Source organism: Pseudomonas sp. HMSC063H08 (assembly GCF_001813645.1).
GTDB lineage: Bacteria > Pseudomonadota > Gammaproteobacteria > Pseudomonadales > Pseudomonadaceae > Pseudomonas > Pseudomonas aeruginosa.
In genome coordinates this window covers 89,218-107,615 of sequence record NZ_KV813344.1, presented here as the reverse complement: position 1 = coordinate 107,615, position 18,398 = coordinate 89,218, and the positions used below count along the sequence as shown (strand labels likewise).

Here is an 18,398-nt window from a genome sequence, read left to right as displayed (position 1 = left end):
CAGGTCAGCGGCCTGAAGAACGGTGACAGCGCCGGCTCGATCCTGACCGGCGGGCTGAACCGCGACGCAGGCGAGAACGTGGGTGTGTATGGCATCAACCAGGGCGGCCTGGTGCTGACCAGTGGCAACTATGACCTGGCCTACCAGGGTAATGACCTGACCATCACCAAGGCGCTGCTCAACGTATTCGCCGATGCCAAGAGCAAGCAGGTCGGCACCGCCGACCCGGCGCTGACCTATCAGGTTTCCGGCCTGAAGAATGGCGATAGCGCCGGTCAGGTGCTCGCCGGCGGGCTCGGTCGGGTGGGCGGCGAAGCCGTAGGCCAGTACGACATCCTCCAGGGTGGGCTTGCCCTCACCAGCGGCAACTACCAGCTCAACTACCAGGGCAACCTGCTGAGCATCCTGCCGCTGCCGGTCACGCCGGGCGACCTGGGGCAACTGGCAGCGCTCTCCGACTTGCGCGAACTGCAGAAGGGGCGCGATCCGGATACCCCCGGGGATGCGGTCTACCGCACCACCACGCTGGAAAACCCGTTCCTCGAAAACCCGTTCTTGCGCGCCTACGCTCTGGGCATGGACGTCAGCGATCCTAACCTGCTGCCGGCTACCGCCGCGGGTCCGGCGGAGGACGCCAGCGCCAAGCGGGTGGGGCAGTTCACCGATCGTCCGCTCAGGGCAGAGGCCGAGAGTGGGGCGGGTTGCTCGAACCAGAGCTACCTGGCCGACTACTGGAGCTGCTTCAACAAGCCTCTGAATTTCTAACCCTTTTCGCAATGCGCACTATCGTCTCCGGGCGGTAGTGCGTCATCTGCCCGAGGTGAATGATGAAACCTTCGCAATGGACGCTTCGCTGGGTGACGCTCTGTGGCTGCGGGATGCTGGCAGCTTCCGCCGCCGCCGTGGAGTTGCCAGGGACTGTACAGCCATCCCAGCTCGATGAACGCTTCAAGCCCCGCAGCGAGCCGCAGGCCAAGCCCGAGGCGCCGCTGGTGGTGCCCAAGCAGGTCGCGCCGCAAGGCAGCGAACAGATCCGCTTCGAACTGCGCGAGATACGCATCGAAGGCAACACCCGCTATGACAAGGCGGTGCTCGAGTCCTATTACCAGCATATGCTCGGCAAGCAGGTGTCCCTGGCCGAACTGGTCGACCTGGCCAACCGCCTCACCGCCAAGTACCGCCAGGACGGCTACCTGTTGACCCAGGTAGTGGTGCCGGAGCAGAGCATCGAGGGCGGCAAGGTACGCCTGCAGGTGATCGAGGGTTACCTCGAACACGTGCAGATCAAGGGAACCGTCGATGGGCCGCGGGTGCGGGTGGAGGAACTGCTCGCACCGCTGACCGAAAAACGTCCGCTGGATGCCGATACCCTGGAGCGCGGCCTGCTGCTGGTCGGCGACCTGCCGGGGGTCAACGTGCAGAGCGTGCTCAGCCCGGGTCAGGCGCTGGGCTCGTCGAACCTCGACGTGGCCTTGCAGCAGCAGCGATACGAAGGCTTCGTCAGCCTCGACAACCGCGGTTCGCACTACACCGACCCGACCACCCTGGCCTTCGGCGCCACCGAGTTCTCCCGCCTGGGCTTCTACGAGCAGATCGACGTGCTCGGTGCGATCTCGCCGTTCAGCGATGCCACCCGCTACATCCAGTTGCGCGGCACGTTGCCGCTGGGCGGCATGTTCGCCGGCGATACCCTGCAGATCATGGGTTCCTATTCGAAGGTCAACCCGGACATCCCGGACTCGGTATTCCCCTTCGACAGCGTCAGCAAGAGCACCGAAGGCAGCATTTCCTACAACCATCCCTTCATCCGCTCGCGCTCGCAGAACCTGAGCGGCGGCCTGGCGTTGCAGTGGAAGGATACCGAGACCCGCCTGCGCGACTTCGCCAGCGACGCCTCGAACCCCGGTCGTGACCATGTGCGGGTGTTCCAGCAACGCCTGACCTATGACTGGGTCGACCGCTGGATGGGCATCAACCTGGCGGAGGTGCGCAACAACATCGGCCTGGACATGTGGGGCGCGACCAAGAAGGACGATGAACGTCGTTCCCGCGAAGTGGCCGACGGACGTTTCGTCTATCTCAACGGCAACATCGGGCGTCTGCAAGGGCTCGGCGGACCCTGGTCGGTGTATGGCGAGTTGCAATGGCAGTACAGCTTCGACCCGTTGCTGCCGAGCGAGCGCTTCGGCGTTGGCGGCAGCGGGATCGGTCGCGGCTTCGCCCCGGGCAACATCACCGGTGACCGTGGCTTCGCCCTGAAGCTCGAACCGCGCTATGGCCAGGCGGTGGGCTATAGCTGGCTGCGCAGCTACCAGGCCTACGCTTTCTACGACTGGGGCAAGACCTACAACCTCGACGTGGACGATGACGAGCAGCAGAAGCTCGGCTCGATCGGTGCCGGGGTGCGCTTCAACCTCACCGACCAGTTGTCGTTCAACCCGGAGATTGCCCGCCAGGTCATCGGCGAGCCAGCCGACCAGCGCGATGGGAAGCGCGAGACGCGGGTCCTGTTCAACGTGGTGGCGCGCTTCTGAACCCTGCCGGCCTCCGTTCCGGAGGCTGCTGACGGAGCCCCTCTCCGGTTCTGCGGAGAGGGAGGTCCGTGCTCAATTCCGAGTGTTTTTCTCAAACTTTCGATTTCTTCGATTCTTCATATCGATGCCGTCAATCCGTGTCGAGGTCGGTCGGAGAGGCGTATTCTTGCTGTAACTGCTGTGCTAGAGCGGTTGTTCGCACTATTTCAAACGTCGATGAATACTATTGGCGCGCTTCGTTTTCCAATCGAGTTTCCCGAACAGAGAATGGCCCCACGTAACGAATACCTGGAGCCACTGCCATGAAACGCCCGCTGATCCTCGCCATCGCCCTTGCTACCCTGACCGCCAATGCCGCCTTCGCCGCACCGCGGGTCGAATCCATCGCCCTGCGCGGTGCCCAACAACTGATCGCCTCCGACGGTTCCGACCGTACCCTCGAGCGCCTGCGCAAGACCCAGGCGCCGCGCGTCCAGGAAGAACGCCGGGTCGCCGAAAGCGGCAGCGAGCAGACCATCGATCGCTTGCACCGCGACATGACCAGCCGCGAGGCGCGCCTGGCCGAGAACGGCAGCGAACAGACCGTCGACCGTCTGCACAAGGACATGGGGCGCGTCGATCTGCGCCTGGCCGACAACGGTAGCGAGCGCACCGTCGACCGCCTGCATCGGGAGATGCGGCGCCCCGCCTGACACCGCGGATCACGCCGCAAGGTGCGAGAAAAGCCCGGCTCGATGCCGGGCTTTCTTATTGCCGAGAAGGTGCGGTGTTCCATGGGGAGGACGGATAACGCCCCAGGCGTTATCGCCGATACGCCGCTGTCGGGGCAGCGACGCGCGACGGCATTGGCCTCAGTGCAGGCGGTCGCGTTGCGCCAGGCTAGGGAACAGCTTCATCCATGCTCCGGTGACCACCAGGGTGCCGATCCCGCCGAGGACCACTGCCGGTACCGTGCCGAACCAGTGTGCGGTGAGCCCGGACTCGAACTCGCCGAGCTGGTTCGAGGCGCCGATGAACAGGCCGTTCACCGCGCTGACCCGGCCGCGCATCTCGTCGGGGGTCTCGAGCTGCACGAAGGCGCCGCGGATGACCATGCTGACCATGTCCGCGGCGCCGAGTACCACCAGCACGCCGAGGGACAGCCAGAACGATTTCGACAGGCCGAAGGCGATGGTTGCCAGGCCGAAGATGCCCACGGAGAGGAACATGATCCGCCCGACGTTGCGTTCGATGCTGAAGTGCGCCAGCCAGAACGACATCGCCAGGGCGCCCACCGCTGGAGCCGAGCGCAGCAGGCCGAGGCCCCAGGGCCCGGTGAGCAGGATGTCCTTGGCGAACACCGGGAGCAGGGCGGTGGCGCCGCCGAGGAGCACGGCGAACAGGTCGAGGGAGATTGCGCCGAAGATGTCCGGTCGGCTGCGGATGAAACGGATGCCGGCGAGCAGCGAGTCGAGGGTGGCCTTGCCCTGGGTGAGCGGCTGGTTGCGTACCGGCAGGCTGAGCGTCAGGACGCAGGCGAGGACGTAGAGAGTCGCGGTCGGCACGTAGACCCAGGAGGCACCGAACGCATAGAGCAGGCCGCCGAGGGCCGGGGCGGCAATGGTCGCCGCCTGCATCGCCGAAGCCGAAGCGGCCACCGCGCGCGGGAACAGCCCGGCCGGTACCAGGTTCGGCAGCAGCGCCTGGGTGGTCGGCATTTCGAAGGCGCGGGCGGTACCGAGGGCGAAGGCGAGGACGAAGATCATGTTGCGGGTGATCTCTCCCGAAGCCGCGCCGAGCACCAGTGCCACCGCCACCAGGGCCTGGCCGGCCTGGCAGAGGGCGGCGATCCTGCGTCGGTCGTAGCGGTCGGCAACATGCCCGGTGTGGAGCATGAACAGTACCCGCGGGAGGAATTCGACCAGGCCTACCAGGCCCAGGTCGAGGACATTGCCGGTCAGTTCGTAGATGTGCCAGCCGATGGCCACGGTGAGCATCTGGAAGCCGCTGGCGGTGCAGACGCGGGCCAGCCAGAAGGCGAGGAAGGGACGATGGCGGAGCAGGGAGCTGGGTTGGCTGGACATGCTGGGGTCGGGCGTTTCGAGAGGAGGGCGGAGAGTAACATGTGGTTACCTCTTGGCTGTTGCCATTGCCGAAATCGAAGATTCAGAGAAGCGCACGAAAAGGTTGGAGCCGGCCTGGCAGGCGACCAAAGTCGAGTGTCCATGGGGCCTTCCAGCGGTAGACGGGACTTTTCCTCGGGTGCGACTTGTCGCTAAAATTAACTCCTGAGTCAGGTTTTTCCGCCTGCGTGCTCCACTTCGTCCGTCCGGACGAGCTGTTCAAGCCTGAATAACGACATGGGTGGGAACCGTACCACCCAGAGGAACTTGCATGTCCAACCGTGATATATCCCGGCGCGCCTTTCTCCAGGGCGGGTTGATCGCCGGCGTGGGTGTCACCCTGGCGCCGCTCGGCAGCCAGGCGTTCGCTGCCTTGTTCGAGAACCAGGTGACCGTTTCCGCCCAGCGCTGGATGGCGGGCAACGGCCAGGTCCGTTTCCGTAACGACGCCTTGTCCAAGGTCTGCGGCAACAAGGTGTTCGCCCGCGATATCCGCGCCAGGGACATGCCCGGCTGGCCGCAGCAGCAAGGCCACGCCATGTTGCTGAAGACCGTTCGCGCCGACCGCATCTACGAAGGCCACGACCTTTCCTGGCTGGGCGCCGAATTGCAGCCGGACCGTATCGTCACCGCCGCCGACCTGGAGAAGGACGGCATCGTCTTCCCCGAGGCGCATTCGCCCGATCCGCTCCTGCCGCCGGGCAAGGTGCCGATGTTCATCGGCCATCCGGTGGCGATCCTGATCTGGAACGACTTCGAGCGCTTCCGCCGGGCCAAGCTCAAGCTCAAGTTCAACGACAAGGCGATCCGCTATGGCGCCCAGGCCCCGCTGTACCAGGGCGATCCCTACGGCAGCTATCGCTTCGTCCGGGTCGGCGGCAAGACGCCCTACGAGGACGACGAGTTCTCCAGCCTGAAGGACTCGATGCTGTTCCCCACCATCCTCAACCGCAAACCGGTATGGACCCGCGAGCCGAAGCTGCACGGCGACCTCACCGAGCAGGGGTTGTTCCATGCCAAGCGCATGGCCGAGCAACTGGAAAACCCGCCGCAGGACTGGCTGGTCTTCGACGAGCGCTACAAGACCCCATCGATCGAGCCGGCGGCATTGGAGCCGGACAACGGCAACGGCTGGTACGACGCGGCCAGCAAGACCTTGCACTTCGTGGTCGCCACCCAGTGCCCGTTCGAAGTCGCCTACGAAAGCGTGCACATGATCAAGCCGTCGCGCTTCGCCCTGGAGAAGCTCAACATCCATCCGGGCTATACCGTCGGCTACGGCTCCAAGGACAACAACATCTTCGTCTTCTATGCCGCGCTCGCCGCGCTGTATGGCGAGGGTGTGCCGGTGCGCCTGGCCAATGACCGCTACGAGCAGTTCCAGAGCGGCATCAAGCGCCACCCGTTCGACATCCGCTACCAACTGGCGGTAGACAGGAACGACCTCGGCTTCCGCATCTTCCGCGCCGACATGAGCGCCGACGGCGGCGGTCGCGCCAACTACAGCGCCTCGGTGGCGGCGGTGGGCGCCACCGCCGCGCAGTCGATCTACTACATGCCGCAGAACGACCTGGCGGTCACCGCCTATCATTCGCGCGGCGTGGAGGCCGGCTCGATGCGCGGCTACGGTACCCTGCAGACCATGGCCGCGACCGAGATGATGGTCGACGAGATCGCTGGCCGGCTGGGCGTCGACGCCATCGACCTGCGTCGTCGCAACGCTCTGCGCTCGGGCATGAAGAACACCCAGGGCGCGGTCCCGGCCGGTGCCCTGCGCCTGCACGAGATCCTCGACAAGGCCGCTGCCCACGAGGTGTGGAAGGACCGCGACGCACGCAAGAAGCGCTTCGACGCGGAGGACCCGGACAACTGGTATGGGGTCGGCTTCGCCATTTGCCAGAAGGACTTCGGCACCGGTGCCGAGGCGCCGATGGCGAGCATCGAGTTCAGCGCCGACGGGCGCATCAGCCTGCGCCACATCGGCACCGAGATCGGTACCGGGATGTCCACCTCGCAGGCCTTCGTGGTCGGCGACTTCCTCGGCCGTCCGGCGGACGAGGTGAAGACCGCCGAGACCGAATGGCCCGAGCTGCGGCTCACCACCAAGGGCAATCCCTACCTGATGAGCCAGGCCGAGCAGGACGCCGCGCTACGCGATCCGCGCTGGGTCGGCAAGCTGGCCTCGCCGTCGTCGGCGACCAACTCGGCGTTCTATTTCAGCCACGCCACCCGCGAAGCCGCGCGCGTACTGTTCAACCACGGCCTGTGGCCGGCGGCCCTGGCGCTGTGGCGCAGCGGTCCGTTCGGCGGCCAGGCCAATCCCTATGTGGTGCGCCGCGAAAACGCGGTATGGGTCGACGGCCAGTTGACCGGCAACGGCCTGGCGCCGATTCCCTTCGCCGAGCTGGCGAAGAAGGCCCACGAGATGGGCCTGGTCACCGGTGTCAGCGTCCACGGCTTCAACCGCTGGAGCTGGGCCGAGGCGGACTTCGTCATCGATGGCGTGCGCGAACGCCTGCCGCTCGACGCCATGGCGGTGAAGTACGGCGACGGCGCGCCGGGAGTGAAGAAGGCGATGATGAACAGCGCCGGCTTCCACCTGCTCGACCGGCAGAATCCGGCTTATCCGGCGACCCAGCTGAACAACGCGATGGTCACCTACTACAGTCCGGTGGCGACCCTGGTCGAGCTGAAGGTGAACAAGGGCAGCGGCGAGGTGCAGGTGCTCGACCACCATTCCTGGATCGAGTGCGGCCGGGTGCTGGTGCCAGAGCTGGTCAAGGGCCAGCTGGAGGGCGGCATCGCCATGGGTATCGGCCATGCGCTGCTGGAGGAAATGCCGCTCTACGAGGGCGGCCCCGCGGAAGGGGACTGGAACTTCAACCGCTACCGGTTGCCGCGGGCGAAGGACGTGGCGGTGTGGAACCAGACGGCGGAGATCCTCCCGCCGCTGTCACCGACCGATCCGGCCAAGGGCATCGCCGAGGTGGTGATGATCCCGGTGGTCGGCGCCATCGCCAACGCCGTGGCGCACGCCACCGGCAAGCGCGTCCGCGACCTGCCCATCACTCCCGCCCGCATCAAGGAGGCCCTCCATGGCTAACCGCAAGCTCCAGATGACCCTCAACGGTCAAGCCGTCGGTCCGGTGGAGGTCGCCGAAGACCTGCCGATGATCGACTACCTGCACGAATACCAGAACCTCACCGGCTCGCGCCTGGGCTGTGGCCAGGGCATCTGCCATGCCTGCGTGGTGATCGTCGACAATCCGGACGGCACCAGCGAGGAAGTACGCACCTGCATCACCGGCGCGCACTACTTCGACGGCAAGAAGGTTCGCACCATCGAGGGCCATGCCCAGCGCGACGAGAACGGCGACATCCGCGAGCTGAACCCGATCCAGCAGAAGTTCGTCGACCAGTTCGCCTTCCAGTGCAGCTATTGCGCGCCGGGCTTCGTCAACGCCGCCACCGTGCTGGTGGAAAAAGCCCAGCGCCAGCCGATCAAGCGCAGCGAGCTGGAGCAGGCGATCGAGGACAGCCTCGGCCATCACATCTGCCGTTGCACCGGCTACGTGCGCTACTACAGCGCCACCCGCGACGTGCTCGACGAACTCGGCCTGGTCAAGGAGGCTTGAGGATGAAGCGCACCCTTTCCGGCCTCGCCCTGGCGCTGGCCGCGCTGTCGCCGTTCCTGGCCTCCGCCGCCGGCGCCGACGCGGCGCTGGTCAAGCGCGGCGAATACCTCGCCCGCGCCGCCGACTGCATGGCCTGCCATACCGCCGAGGGCGGCGCGCCGTTCGCCGGCGGACTGCCGATCCAGTCGCCGTTCGGCACCATCTACGGCACCAACATCACCCCGGACAAGGAACACGGCATCGGCGCCTACAGCGTCGACGAGTTCTTCGCCGCTCTTACCGAGGGCAAGCGCAAGGACGGCGCCTACCTCTATCCGGCGATGCCCTACACCTCCTATCACCTGATCGAGCGCGAGGATGCCGACGCCATCTACGCCTACCTGATGGCCCAGGAACCGATCGCCCGGCCGGCGCCGCAGACCAGCCTGAGCTTCCCGTTCAACGTGCGCATGGGCCTGGCCGGCTGGAACCTGCTCTACGGCAAGAGCGTGCGCTTGCAGCCGGAGGAAGGGCGCAGCGAGGCCTGGAAACGCGGGCAGTACATGGTCGAGGTGCTCGGCCACTGCGGCGAGTGCCATACCCCGCGCAACCTGGCCGGCGCCCTGGAGCAGGACAAGCGCCTGAGCGGCGGCCTGCTCAACGGCTACCTGGCGCCCAGCCTGCTGCCCGGCGACCTTGCCGCGCGCGGTTGGACCCAGCCGGACCTGGCGAGCTTCCTCAAGCACGGCATGAGCGCCCAGGGCAGCATGTTCAACGAGATGTTCCCGGTGGTGCACCACAGCACCCAGCACCTCGACGACGGCGACCTGGCGGCCATGGCCGCCTACCTGCTCGGCGACCAGCCGCCGGCCAAGGTGGTCCAGGCGCTACCCGAGGCGCAGCTGAACGACAGCGGCAAGCGCGGTCGCCAGCAGTACCTCAACGTCTGCGCCGGCTGCCACGGCGGCGAAGGCGAGGGCAAGCCGCATATCGCGGTGGCGATGAACGGCAACACTACCCTGCGCCTGCAAGACCCGCGTAATCTGTTGCGAGTGATCGAAGACGGCATCGTCGAACAGCAGTTCACCGGCTTCGAACGCATGCAACCGATGCCCGGTTTCGCCGGGAAACTCGACGACGAGCAACTCACGGACCTGCTCAACTACCTGCGCCAGACCTGGGGCGGATTGCCCGGTGACCTCGGTCCCCAACAGGTCGCGCAATTGAAGACGGAGAGCGCTTCGGTGCATACCGTCAAGGTGAAGTGAATCGTGCAACACCTCGATCTACAGGTAGTCCGCCAGGCGCTGAAGTGGTCCGTGGGCGGCGAACGGGTGTGGTTCTGTACCGTGCTCACGACCTACGGCTCGGCGCCCCGTGCGCCGGGATCGCTGCTGGCGGTGAACGCCAACGGCCACTGGATCGGCTCGCTGTCCGGCGGCTGCGTCGAGGATGATTTCCTCGAACGGGTCGCCGCAGGCGGTTTCCCCGATCCCGCGGTGATCGTGCGCTACGGCGAGGGTGACGACCCGAACTCGAACGTGCGCCTGCCCTGCGGCGGCATCCTCGACGTACTGGTGGAAAACCTGGCGCCGGACTGCGACGTCCAGGCCCATCTGCGCGAGCTGGAGTCGGCGTTGCTCGGCCAGCGCCGCCTGCTCCGCGAGGTCGAGCTGGGCAGCGGCGCGCGCAGCCTGCGCGACGATTCCAGCCACGGCCCACGGGCGGAACGCGACGGTGAGCGCGTGCGCCTGCGCGTCGGTGCCGCCCAGCGCCTGTTGCTGGCCGGCTATTCCAGCGTCGCCCATGCCTGCGCCGAGTTCGGCAAGGGCCTGGGCTTCGAGGTGATCCTCTGCGACCCGCGCGAAGAAGCCTTGCGCGGCGTGGTGCTGGAGGGGATCGAGATCCGTCGCGAGCTGCCCTCGCTGTTCATCGCCGACGGCGGTTGCCACGCCGATACGGCGGTGGTGGCGTTGACCCACGATCCGAAGATCGACGACCTGGCGATGCTCGAGGCGGTGCGTACCGAAGCCTTCTATATCGGCGTGATGGGATCGTGGGCGACCTCGGAGAAACGCTTCGAGCGCCTGCGGCGCATCGGCGGCCTGGGCGATGCCGAACTGGCGCGGATCCACGCGCCGATCGGCCTCAACCTGGGGAGCAAGACGCCGGCGGAAATCGCCCTGGCGGTGCTGGCGGACATTCTTCGCATCCGCAACGGCATTCCCCGCGAGCGGCTCTGATGGTCGCCGCCGACGAGGTGCTGTGCCTGGTCCTGGCGGCCGGGCAGGGGCGCCGTTTCGGCAGCGACAAGCGCCTGGCGCGCCTGGCTGATGGCACGACCCTGCTGGCGGCCAGCGTGGCGCGGGCGCGCGAGGCGTTCGCCGAGGTGCGGGTGGTGGTGCGTGCCGGAGAGACCCCGGCGAGCCTGGGCCTGCCGGCGCAACAGCGGCTTGTCCACAGCCTCGACGCCTCGTCGGGCATGGGCCACAGCCTGGCCGCCGGCGTCGCGGCGGCGAGGAACAGCCCGGCCCGGGCCATCGCCGTCCTGCTCGGCGACATGCCCTGGATCGCCGCCGATACCCTCGAGCGTCTGGCCGCGATGGCCACTCCCGAAGCCATCGTGTTTCCCCTGTACGACGGCCAGCGCGGCCATCCGGTGCTGTTCGGCCGCGCTTTCTGGGACGCGCTTGCACAACTGGACGGCGACCAGGGCGCGCGCCGCGTGCTGCTGGCCCATCGTCCGGCCTGGCGCGAGGTACCGTGCGACGATCCGGGCGTACTCCGCGACGTGGACACCCCGGCGGCGCTCGGCTGACTATTTTCCCGCTTTCAGGATCACGAACTTCGGATTCGCCGCGACCTGCTCGACCCCGCGGAACAGCCGCTTGAGCTTGGCGTGGTAGCCCAGGTGGCGGTTGCCGACGATCCACAGTTCGCCGCCCGCCGCCAGGGCATCGCGAGCCTGGAGAAACATGCGCCAGGCGAGGAAGTCGCCGACCACCTGCTGCTGGTGGAACGGTGGGTTGCACAGGACCAGGTCCAGCGAGCCCGCCGCCTGGCCGGCCAGGCCATCGTCGGCGCGGAACGTCGCCGGCCGCTCGCCCAGCGCTGCTTGCCAGTTTTCCCGTGCCGACTGCACGGCCATGTACGACTCATCCACCAGGGTCAGCTCGGCCTGCGGGTTGAGCAGCGCGTAGGCGATGCCGAGCACCCCGTTGCCGCAGCCCAGGTCGGCGGCGCGTAGCGCGCCGAGGCTGCGCGGCAGGTGCGGGAGGAAGGCGCGGGTGCCGATGTCGAGACCTTCTCGGCAGAATACGTTGGCGTGGTTGAGCAGCGTCAGCGGCGGCTGCTCCAGGTGATAGCGGGTCGGATAGGGCGAGCGCGGTTGCGGGCGCTCCGCTGCCTCGGCGATCAGCAGGCGGGCCTTCTTCACCGCCAGCGAAGCGTGCATCGGGCCGATGTAGCGTTCCAGCAGGTCGCCGGCGGCGCGTGGCAAGTGCTTGACCATCCCCGCGGCGACGACCTGCGCGCCCGGTGCCAGTTGGCCGTGCAGGCGGATCAGTTGCTCCTCCAGCAACGCGAGGGTCTTCGGCACCTTGACCAACACGTGATCGAAGGGCCCCACGGCGGTTTCGCTGGCCGGGACGAAGCGCACCGAGCCCAGGTCGAGGCCGTTGCGCGCGAGGTTCTTGCGCAGGGCAAGGAAGCCCAGGTGCGAATCGCCGCTGCTGGTGACCTGGACGTGCGGCGCCAGGCTCGCGGCGAGGGCGCCGAAGGCGTCGTTGAGGACCAGCACCCGGCATTGCGCCGTCACGCCCCGTTCGTGCAACTGGTTGAGCAGGTATTCGTCGGCGGCGTCGAACGCCTGGAGGGGCTCGCCGTCCTGCTCGGGCTGGCGGACCAGATCGAGCTGGGCGAAGGGGGTGGCGAATAGAGGCATCGGGTTCCCGGCGGGGCGAATCCCGCTCGTCAATTAACAATCTGTCGAAACTGAGAGCTGGTTGGAGTTCTCCAGCTTGTGCGGCACACGGATATGCCGAAAAATTCTTTACCCGGCTCTGGTTAGTCGTTTCCTTACCGACGAGTCATCCAGCCGGGCACGCCAATAATAACCGGGCTAGGGCTTCGATAGCGCCTGTCATGACCCGGTAGCGCCTGGACGGGCGCCTTCGCCACTTCGAGCGGCGACCGTCACCCAACCCGTTTTCCGAACGAGACCCGTGCGAGCCGTCGCGGGGCTCGTCGTTGCCATCGCACAGGTACATCGATGTTCAAGCCGTTTGTCGGTGTGGCGCTCGCCGCACTGTTCGCCGTTTCCGCCGTCGCCCATGCCGAGGACGCCGGCCCGATCGTGATCAAGTTCTCCCATGTGGTCTCCGACGACACGCCCAAGGGCAAGGGGGCGCTGTTGTTCAAGAAGCTTGCCGAGGAGCGTCTGCCGGGCAAGGTCAAGGTCGAGGTCTACCCCAACTCGACGCTGTTCGGCGACGCCGACGAGATCGAGGCCCTGCGCGCCAACAAGGTGCAGATGCTGGCCACCTCACTGTCCAAGTTCGAGCCCTATACCAAGCAACTCCAGGTGTTCGACCTGCCGTTCCTGTTCGATGACCTGGAGGCCCTGAAGCGTTTCCAGAAGCGCGACAAGAGCCGCGAACTGCTGCGCTCCATGGCCAAGCACGGTATCTATGGCCTGGCCTACTGGAACAACGGCATGAAGCAGCTTTCCGCCACTCGCGAGCTGCACCGGCCGGACGATGCCAAGGGCCTGGTCTTCCGTATCCAGCCGTCGTCGGTGCTGGAAGCGCAGTTCGCCATGCTCGGCGCCACCGCCAAGCAGTTGTCCTACGCCGAGACCCTCAAGGCCATGCAGGCCGGCAGCGTGCAGGGCACCGAGAACACCTGGTCGAACCTCGCCGGACAGAAGATCGACAGCGTGCAGCCGTACATCACCGAGACCAATCACGGTGCGCTCAGCTACATGCTGATCACCAGCTCGGCATTCTGGACCAGCATCCCCTACCAGACCCGCACCGAACTGGAGAGCATCGTCGACGAGGTCACCCTGGTGGTGAACAAGGAAGCCGAAGTGCTCAACCAGAAGGAGCGCGAGCACCTGCTGGCCGCCGGCAAGAGCCGTCTGGTCAGCCTCAGCGCGGAAGAGCACGAGGCCTGGCGCAACGCCATGAAGCCGCTGTGGAAGAACTACGAGGCGCAGATCGGCAGCGACGTGCTGCGTGCGGCCCAGGTGGTCAACCGCAAGCGCTGATCGGCCGCTGGCTATCCCCGTCAGCGGGGATAGCCACAAGCCTTGCGGGTGTTTCTGCCGGGTGCTTTGCGGGACACTAGGGGAGTATCGGTATCCGGAGCGGACCATGACCGCCAGCGAAGAGAAATTCACCCGCCAGACGCTGCTCGACGTGCAGCCTCTGACTCCCAACCTGTTCACCCTGCGTACCAGCCGCGACGCGGGATTCCGGTTCCGCGCCGGGCAATTCGCCCGGCTCGGCGTGTACAAGCCCAGCGGCAGCATCGTCTGGCGCGCCTACTCGATGGTTTCGGCGCCTCATGACGAATTCCTCGACTTCTTTTCCATCGTCGTCCCGGACGGCGAGTTCACCAGCGAACTCAGCCGCCTGCGCGAGGGCGACCAGTTGCTGGTCGATCGCCAGGCCTTCGGCTTCCTCACCCTCGACCGCTTCGTGGATGGTCGTGACCTTTGGCTGCTGGCCACCGGTACCGGTGTGGCGCCGTTCGTCTCGATCCTGCAGGACTTCGAGGTCTGGGAGCGCTTCGAAAGCATCAAGCTGGTCTACAGCGTGCGTGAGAGCAAGGAGCTGGCCTACCGCGAGCTGATCGCCGGCCTCGCCGAGCGCGAATACCTGGCCGAGCATGCCCACAAGCTGCAGTTCATCCCGGTGGTGACCCGCGAGCAGGTACCCGGTTGCCTGAACGGACGTATCACCACGCTGATCGAGAACGGCGATCTGGAGCGTGCCGCCGACCTGGAACTGACCCCGGAGCATTCGCGGGTGATGCTCTGCGGCAACCCGCAGATGATCGAGGACACCCGCGCCGTGCTGAAGGCTCGCGGCATGAACCTCAGTCTGACCCGGCGCCCGGGGCAGGTGGCGGTGGAGAACTACTGGTAGGTGCGTGCCCGCGGAGTAGCGGCGGATAGCGCCGCCGCCCGGCCTGTTGTCCGGCAATGAAAAAGGGCCCGTTCGGGCCCTTTTTCATTGTTCCGCCGACGCGATCACGACTTGTTCTGCTGGGCTTTCAGCAGGTCGCGGATCTCGGTCAGCAGGGTTTCCTCGGCACTCGGCACTGGCGGTTCGGACGGCGCGACGGCTTCTTCGCGCTTGAGGCGGTTGATCGCCTTGACCCCCATGAAGATGGCGAAGGCCACGATGACGAAGTCGAGTACGGTCTGAATGAACTTGCCATAGGCCAGCACCACCGCCGGCACGTCGCCTTCGGCGGCCTTCAACGTTATCGCCAGGTCGGAGAAGTCGACTCCGCCGATCAGCAGTCCGATCGGCGGCATGATCACATCGCCCACGAAGGACGAGACGATCTTGCCGAAGGCCGCGCCGATGATGATACCGACAGCCATATCCACGACATTGCCCTTGACGGCAAAGGCTTTGAATTCACTCAGAAGACCCATGGGTTCACTCCCTGTATTTCGCTAATAGGTAAAGGCAGTCTAATGCAGCCTTCGGCAAGTTGCTCAGGCTGGAAGATTGGTGTTTTGGTTCCCCCCGGCAACGCGAAAATTCGCAAGGCATACGTTTGCGTCGGGTCTTGTGGGGAGAAACGAAGTTTAGAGGAAAAACATTACACTCATGTCGATTTTCAGGAATTCGCCAAGAAAGAAGACAAAGCAACTTCGGCAACTTGGAACTGCGCCATGCAGATGGCGGAAGTTGAAGTTGGAGTGGCGAGGATCTCCGACCTAACTTCGCATGCAAATAAGAAGGTGAACTCGTTTACCGGCGAGCGGACTGGGAGTGCCTGGTGCATCAGCGCGGGCGTTCTTCGGCTGGCGGTCTTTTTTATTTCTTTTTGCGATTCATGGGTGCATTGATATTCCTAATCGGCGCGGTGAGGTTTTTCAATTTAGCGTCGCCGGCGGCGCTCCTTACCTTGGTCGGGCGCAACAAGACGCCTGACAAGCCATTAGGAGCTCTTCCATGAACCCTTCCCTGAACGCCTTCCGTCCTGGCCGCCTGCTGGTGGCGGCAAGCCTGACCGCCAGCCTCCTGTCGCTGTCCGTGCAGGCCGCGACCCTGACCCGTGACAACGGTGCGCCAGTGGGCGACAACCAGAACTCGCAGACCGCCGGGCCCAACGGTTCGGTGCTGCTGCAGGACGTGCAACTGCTGCAGAAGCTGCAACGTTTCGACCGCGAGCGCATTCCCGAACGCGTGGTGCATGCCCGCGGCACCGGCGCCCATGGCGAGTTCGTCGCCAGCGCCGATATCAGCGACCTGAGCATGGCCAAGGTCTTCCGCAAGGGCGAGAAGACCCCGGTATTCGTGCGCTTCTCCGCGGTGGTGCACGGCAACCACTCCCCGGAAACCCTGCGCGATCCACGCGGTTTCGCCACCAAGTTCTATACCGCAGACGGCAATTGGGACCTGGTGGGCAACAACTTCCCGACCTTCTTCATCCGCGATGCGATCAAGTTCCCGGACATGGTCCATGCCTTCAAGCCGGACCCGCGCAGCAACCTCGACGACGACTCGCGACGCTTCGATTTCTTCTCCCACGTGCCGGAGGCGACCCGCACCCTGACCCTGCTGTATTCCAACGAGGGCACCCCGGCCAGCTACCGGGAAATGGACGGCAACAGCGTGCATGCCTACAAGCTGGTCAACGCCAGGGGCGAAGTGCACTACGTGAAGTTCCACTGGAAGAGCCTGCAGGGCCAGAAGAACCTCGATCCGAAACAGGTGGCGGAAGTCCAGGGTCGCGACTACAGCCACATGACCAATGACCTGGTGAGCGCGATCCGGAAGGGCGACTTCCCGAAATGGGACCTGTACATCCAGGTGCTCAAGCCCGAGGACCTGGCGAAATTCGACTTCGATCCGCTGGACGCGACCAAGATCTGGCCGGGCATTCCCGAGCGCAAGATCGGCCAGATGGTGCTGAACCGCAACGTCGACAACTTCTTCCAGGAAACCGAACAGGTCGCCATGGCACCGTCGAACCTGGTGCCGGGCATCGAGCCTTCCGAGGATCGCCTGCTCCAGGGACGGCTGTTCGCCTACGCCGACACCCAGATGTACCGGGTCGGCGCCAACGGCCTGGGCCTGCCGGTCAACCGCCCGCGCAGCGAGGTCAATACCGTCAACCAGGACGGCGCGCTGAACGCCGGACACAGTACCAGCGGGGTGAACTACCAGCCGAGCCGGCTCGATCCGCGCGAGGAGCAGGCCAGCGCCCGCTACGTGCGGACCCCGCTGAGCGGCACCACCCAGCAGGCGAAGATCCAGCGCGAGCAGAACTTCAAGCAGACCGGCGAGCTGTTCCGCTCCTACGGCAAGAAGGACCAGGCCGACCTGATCGCCAGTCTCGGCGGGGCGTTGGCGATCACCGACGACGAGAGCAAGTACATCATGCTTTCCTACTTCTACAAGGCTGACAGCGACTACGGTACGGGCCTGGCCAAGGTGGCCGGGGCCGATCTGCAGCGCGTCCGGCAACTGGCGGCGAAGCTCCAGGATTGATCGCAACCGGGGCGGCCATCCAGGCCGCCCTTCCTCTATCGGTTTGGCGGGAGATGACGACGATGCGAGGTTGGATTCTGGCAGGCTTGCTGCTCGCGGCGCTGGCCGCGCAGGCTGGCGAGGTGCATGGGGTCGAGGTCGAAGCGCGGTTGCGCGACTACTTCTTCGATGCCGCCCGACGCGGTGACCAGGCCATGCTGAAGGAATTCGTCGAGGCCGGCTTCGACCTCGATGTGCAGGATGCCAAGGGCTATACCGCGCTGATCCTGGCCGCCTACCACGGCCATGGCGGAGCGGTGGAACAATTGCTGGAGGCCGGTGCCGACCCCTGCGTCCAGGATGCGCGCGGCAACACCGCCCTGATGGGCGCCATCTTCAAGGGCGAGGTCCGCATCGCCCGGCGCCTGATCGGCGCGCAATGCAGCCCCGACCAGCGCAACGGCGCAGGGCAGACCGCGGCCATGTACGCGGCGCTGTTCAAGCGCGAGGAGCTGCTCCAGGCGCTGTCGGCGCGCGGTGCCGACCTTGGCGCCCGCGATGCGCTGGGCAACAGCGTGGAAAGCCTGCGACGCGGCGAACTGAACGGCACTGCGGCGGCGAAGTGATCGGGGGCAATGTTCGGAGGAGGCCTGCTGGGCTAGTCTGGAGGTGTCGTATACAACGTCAGAGGAGGTCCGTCATGCCGCTCGAGCAACATCCGCTTTCCCGGGAGTTTCCGGATTTTCATGCCGAACTGAAGCAACTTCATGGCAACGACGCCCACTTCACTCGCCTGGCGACGGACTATGAGAGCCTCGACAAGCGCATCTACGAGGTCGAGGGCGGTCGCGAACCCCTCGACGACCTGGCGCTGCAGGGGTTGAAGCAGCAACGGGTGCAACTCAAGGACGAAATCGCCGAGAGGCTGAGGAAGGCCAACGGAAAAGGCCATTGATTCATTCACGACAACGGTATGAAAGAGGGCATGCTCAGAAGGCGCCGCCGAAACGGAAACTCTGTCCGACCGCGACGAAACACAGGCCCACCAGGGTGATCGCGGCGATGTGCCAGCCCAGCTTCGGCAGGCTCTCGGCGTCCAGGTTCGGGATCAGGCGCAGGCGCGCATGCACGCCCAGGGCGGCGGTCGCCGCCAGGAGCAGCAGCTTGAGCTGCAGGGCACGGGCCACCGGCGTGGCGCCGAACCAGTGGTCGAACGGCAGCCACAGGCTGGCCAGCCACAGGCCGCTGACCACCTGCAGCAGCAGGGCGGGGATGCCGATCCGCTCGTAGACCTGCTCGAAGGCGCGGATCGCCTGGGGATCGCGGCGGCGCAGGGCGCCGGGGAGGATGCCGAGGGCCAGGACCAGGTGGCCGCCGACCCAGATCGCGGCACCCAGCAGGTGCAGGAACAGCAGTGTGCGCATGGAAGTC

18 protein-coding genes are annotated in these 18,398 nt (G+C 65.8%); 14 read left to right on the top strand and 4 right to left on the bottom strand.

Annotated elements, in window-relative coordinates; genetic code table 11:
• The 3 genes from HMPREF2924_RS03460 to HMPREF2924_RS03450 all read left to right on the top strand — a co-directional run.
• On the top strand, nt 1-765 hold a 765-nt coding region (locus HMPREF2924_RS03460), incomplete at its 5' end, for an MBG domain-containing protein (protein WP_034002612.1).
• Nucleotides 766-827: 62 nt separating this feature from the next.
• Nucleotides 828-2,534, top strand: a complete 1,707-nt coding sequence (cdrB, locus tag HMPREF2924_RS03455) for a two-partner secretion system transporter CdrB (RefSeq protein WP_003094915.1) — start codon at nt 828-830, stop codon at nt 2,532-2,534.
• Between the two features lie 302 nt (nt 2,535-2,836).
• Nucleotides 2,837-3,226, top strand: coding sequence for a hypothetical protein (locus tag HMPREF2924_RS03450; protein ID WP_003106768.1), 390 nt, complete (start codon nt 2,837-2,839; stop codon nt 3,224-3,226).
• 159 nt (nt 3,227-3,385) lie between these two features.
• On the opposite strand, the gene HMPREF2924_RS03445 is transcribed toward HMPREF2924_RS03450, so the two are convergent.
• On the bottom strand, nt 3,386-4,597 hold the full coding sequence (locus HMPREF2924_RS03445; protein WP_003094912.1) for an MFS transporter: 1,212 nt from the start codon (nt 4,595-4,597) through the stop codon (nt 3,386-3,388).
• 310 nt (nt 4,598-4,907) lie between these two features.
• On the opposite strand from HMPREF2924_RS03445, the gene HMPREF2924_RS03440 reads away from it, so the two are divergent.
• From HMPREF2924_RS03440 to HMPREF2924_RS03420, 5 genes are read left to right on the top strand one after another with little or no spacing between them, the layout of a single operon-like run.
• Entirely contained in the window at nt 4,908-7,739 is a 2,832-nt protein-coding gene (locus HMPREF2924_RS03440) for a xanthine dehydrogenase family protein molybdopterin-binding subunit (RefSeq protein WP_003135031.1), read from the top strand.
• A complete protein-coding gene (locus HMPREF2924_RS03435; RefSeq protein ID WP_003094903.1) occupies nt 7,732-8,271 on the top strand; it encodes a (2Fe-2S)-binding protein in 540 nt (179 codons plus the stop codon). The genes HMPREF2924_RS03440 and HMPREF2924_RS03435 overlap by 8 nt, the downstream gene beginning before the upstream one ends.
• A 2-nt stretch (nt 8,272-8,273) precedes the next feature.
• Nucleotides 8,274-9,518 (top strand): c-type cytochrome, encoded by a 1,245-nt coding sequence (locus tag HMPREF2924_RS03430; RefSeq protein WP_023095003.1) that lies wholly within the window; start codon nt 8,274-8,276, stop codon nt 9,516-9,518.
• A 3-nt stretch (nt 9,519-9,521) separates the two neighbouring features.
• The gene (locus tag HMPREF2924_RS03425; protein ID WP_003135025.1) at nt 9,522-10,493 is read left to right on the top strand and encodes an XdhC family protein; all 972 of its coding nucleotides are present in this window, start codon (nt 9,522-9,524) and stop codon (nt 10,491-10,493) included.
• Nucleotides 10,493-11,068 (top strand): nucleotidyltransferase family protein, encoded by a 576-nt coding sequence (locus HMPREF2924_RS03420; protein ID WP_009316244.1) that lies wholly within the window; start codon nt 10,493-10,495, stop codon nt 11,066-11,068. Before HMPREF2924_RS03425 ends, HMPREF2924_RS03420 begins: the two co-directional genes overlap by 1 nt.
• Here HMPREF2924_RS03420 and HMPREF2924_RS03415 read toward each other — a convergent pair whose 3' ends face one another.
• Nucleotides 11,069-12,193, bottom strand: coding sequence for a methyltransferase (locus HMPREF2924_RS03415; protein ID WP_003135023.1), 1,125 nt, complete (start codon nt 12,191-12,193; stop codon nt 11,069-11,071).
• A gap of 327 nt (nt 12,194-12,520) precedes the next feature.
• On the opposite strand from HMPREF2924_RS03415, the gene HMPREF2924_RS03410 reads away from it, so the two are divergent.
• Nucleotides 12,521-13,519: a DctP family TRAP transporter solute-binding subunit gene (locus tag HMPREF2924_RS03410; RefSeq protein ID WP_023095002.1), complete on the top strand. Its 999-nt coding sequence runs from the start codon at nt 12,521-12,523 to the stop codon at nt 13,517-13,519.
• Nucleotides 13,520-13,625: 106 nt separating this feature from the next.
• Nucleotides 13,626-14,402, top strand: coding sequence for a ferredoxin--NADP reductase (locus HMPREF2924_RS03405; protein WP_003110878.1), 777 nt, complete (start codon nt 13,626-13,628; stop codon nt 14,400-14,402).
• A gap of 104 nt (nt 14,403-14,506) precedes the next feature.
• On the opposite strand, the gene mscL is transcribed toward HMPREF2924_RS03405, so the two are convergent.
• Nucleotides 14,507-14,920, bottom strand: coding sequence for a large-conductance mechanosensitive channel protein MscL (gene mscL / locus HMPREF2924_RS03400; protein ID WP_003104883.1), 414 nt, complete (start codon nt 14,918-14,920; stop codon nt 14,507-14,509).
• 42 nt (nt 14,921-14,962) lie between these two features.
• Between mscL and HMPREF2924_RS36005 the strand changes: the two genes are divergently transcribed.
• From HMPREF2924_RS36005 to HMPREF2924_RS03385, 4 genes are all read left to right on the top strand, one after another.
• Nucleotides 14,963-15,340, top strand: a complete 378-nt coding sequence (locus tag HMPREF2924_RS36005) for a hypothetical protein (protein ID WP_169311271.1) — start codon at nt 14,963-14,965, stop codon at nt 15,338-15,340.
• 106 nt (nt 15,341-15,446) lie between these two features.
• Nucleotides 15,447-16,988: a catalase KatB gene (katB, locus tag HMPREF2924_RS03395; protein ID WP_003094881.1), complete on the top strand. Its 1,542-nt coding sequence runs from the start codon at nt 15,447-15,449 to the stop codon at nt 16,986-16,988.
• Nucleotides 16,989-17,041: 53 nt separating this feature from the next.
• Entirely contained in the window at nt 17,042-17,593 is a 552-nt protein-coding gene (locus HMPREF2924_RS03390; protein ID WP_003141587.1) for an ankyrin repeat domain-containing protein, read from the top strand.
• A gap of 74 nt (nt 17,594-17,667) precedes the next feature.
• Nucleotides 17,668-17,922 carry an HP1242/YdcH family protein gene (locus HMPREF2924_RS03385; protein WP_003094873.1) on the top strand — a complete coding sequence of 85 codons (255 nt, stop codon included), beginning with the start codon at nt 17,668-17,670 and terminating at the stop codon, nt 17,920-17,922.
• Between the two features lie 34 nt (nt 17,923-17,956).
• Here HMPREF2924_RS03385 and HMPREF2924_RS03380 read toward each other — a convergent pair whose 3' ends face one another.
• Nucleotides 17,957-18,391, bottom strand: a complete 435-nt coding sequence (locus HMPREF2924_RS03380) for a CopD family protein (RefSeq protein WP_003110876.1) — start codon at nt 18,389-18,391, stop codon at nt 17,957-17,959.
• Nucleotides 18,392-18,398: the final 7 nt, after the last annotated feature.

Bases quoted from the DNA above. Each gene is read 5' to 3' on its own strand.
- cdrB (WP_003094915.1), top strand. From the start codon at position 828: ATGAAACCTTCGCAATGGACGCTTCGCTGGGTGACGCTCTGTGGCTGC.
- HMPREF2924_RS03450 (WP_003106768.1), top strand. From the start codon at position 2,837: ATGAAACGCCCGCTGATCCTCGCCATCGCCCTTGCTACCCTGACCGCC.
- HMPREF2924_RS03445 (WP_003094912.1), bottom strand. From the start codon at position 4,597: ATGTCCAGCCAACCCAGCTCCCTGCTCCGCCATCGTCCCTTCCTCGCC.
- HMPREF2924_RS03440 (WP_003135031.1), top strand. From the start codon at position 4,908: ATGTCCAACCGTGATATATCCCGGCGCGCCTTTCTCCAGGGCGGGTTG.
- HMPREF2924_RS03435 (WP_003094903.1), top strand. From the start codon at position 7,732: ATGGCTAACCGCAAGCTCCAGATGACCCTCAACGGTCAAGCCGTCGGT.
- HMPREF2924_RS03430 (WP_023095003.1), top strand. From the start codon at position 8,274: ATGAAGCGCACCCTTTCCGGCCTCGCCCTGGCGCTGGCCGCGCTGTCG.
- HMPREF2924_RS03420 (WP_009316244.1), top strand. From the start codon at position 10,493: ATGGTCGCCGCCGACGAGGTGCTGTGCCTGGTCCTGGCGGCCGGGCAG.
- HMPREF2924_RS03415 (WP_003135023.1), bottom strand. From the start codon at position 12,193: ATGCCTCTATTCGCCACCCCCTTCGCCCAGCTCGATCTGGTCCGCCAG.
- HMPREF2924_RS03410 (WP_023095002.1), top strand. From the start codon at position 12,521: ATGTTCAAGCCGTTTGTCGGTGTGGCGCTCGCCGCACTGTTCGCCGTT.
- HMPREF2924_RS03405 (WP_003110878.1), top strand. From the start codon at position 13,626: ATGACCGCCAGCGAAGAGAAATTCACCCGCCAGACGCTGCTCGACGTG.
- mscL (WP_003104883.1), bottom strand. From the start codon at position 14,920: ATGGGTCTTCTGAGTGAATTCAAAGCCTTTGCCGTCAAGGGCAATGTC.
- HMPREF2924_RS36005 (WP_169311271.1), top strand. From the start codon at position 14,963: ATGCAGCCTTCGGCAAGTTGCTCAGGCTGGAAGATTGGTGTTTTGGTT.
- katB (WP_003094881.1), top strand. From the start codon at position 15,447: ATGAACCCTTCCCTGAACGCCTTCCGTCCTGGCCGCCTGCTGGTGGCG.
- HMPREF2924_RS03390 (WP_003141587.1), top strand. From the start codon at position 17,042: ATGACGACGATGCGAGGTTGGATTCTGGCAGGCTTGCTGCTCGCGGCG.
- HMPREF2924_RS03385 (WP_003094873.1), top strand. From the start codon at position 17,668: ATGCCGCTCGAGCAACATCCGCTTTCCCGGGAGTTTCCGGATTTTCAT.
- HMPREF2924_RS03380 (WP_003110876.1), bottom strand. From the start codon at position 18,391: ATGCGCACACTGCTGTTCCTGCACCTGCTGGGTGCCGCGATCTGGGTC.